This window comes from Mesorhizobium escarrei (assembly GCF_935825525.1).
GTDB classification, from domain to species: domain Bacteria; phylum Pseudomonadota; class Alphaproteobacteria; order Rhizobiales; family Rhizobiaceae; genus Mesorhizobium; species Mesorhizobium escarrei.
On record NZ_CAKXZT010000065.1, the window covers coordinates 1 to 465 of the forward strand.

At 62.6% G+C, this 465-nt stretch carries 1 protein-coding gene; it reads right to left on the minus strand.

Features of this window, described 5'->3' with window-relative positions; all coding sequences use genetic code 11:
• Positions 1-288 (minus strand): hypothetical protein (locus tag NMG80_RS04545; RefSeq protein ID WP_254017031.1); only part of this gene is annotated, 288 nt, incomplete at its 3' end.
• Between the last annotated feature and the right edge of the window lie 177 nt (positions 289-465).

The following is a 465-nucleotide window of genomic DNA, read 5'->3' on the forward strand; positions in this document are numbered from 1 at the left end:
CGGGCCGCGGTAGCGCGGACCATGGGAGAAAGCGCGGGGATCGCGGCCGCGCATGATGTCACCTTTCGGAGCCGGGTGGCGAGGCCGCGCGCCGATGCGCGCTTTGGATTTCGGCTTTCCTGCCATAGGGTTTGTGCGGCTCCCGGCGAGCGGTTTGGACCGGGCGCCGGCTATCCCGGGCTTGCCGGCGAACGGCTTGGCGAGCCTGCCGGGGGTGCGTCCGATTTCGCCGAACCGATCGCCCGGAGTGGCGCTTTTGAGCCGCTCGAGTACGCCCTTGCCGTCCATGAGTTGACGACCGTCCGGCAGCGTTTCAGGTCCATGCAGTTTGAGTTCCGCCGCCCTTTTTGTCAGACTATTATTACCGTTCGCCTTCAGATTCCTGAACAGCGTGTTGTGATCGAGCCTGGTCAGCTGTGATTTGTCAAAAGTTACTCTGGAGCTATCGACCTTCGTCCAATCAAC